At 40.5% G+C, this 222-nt stretch carries 1 pseudogene; it reads left to right on the forward strand.

The window, feature by feature from the left end:
* Positions 1-11: 11 nt before the first annotated feature.
* Positions 12-222: pseudogene (locus tag HMPREF2958_RS11065) on the forward strand (hypothetical protein); the annotation flags it as partial.

Genomic DNA, 222 nt, shown 5'->3' on the forward strand with positions numbered 1-222 from the left:
TGAAACGTACGATGGGTCAGCCCGTGCTCGGGGTCAAACAACACCGACCTAAGCTTGCTTTCATGATTAGCTATGCATGTTTGATAGGAATATATACCATACCTACCTATCACTCGGTAATAAAAGGTTTTGATATAACGTTCTATATCATCACAACCGTTCTGGCAGGTCCTTTAGTATTTTCTCTGGTGAATCATTGTCATGCGTTTTATATCCAGCAAA

Source organism: Rothia sp. HMSC036D11, from assembly GCF_001814205.1.
GTDB lineage: Bacteria > Actinomycetota > Actinomycetes > Actinomycetales > Micrococcaceae > Rothia > Rothia dentocariosa.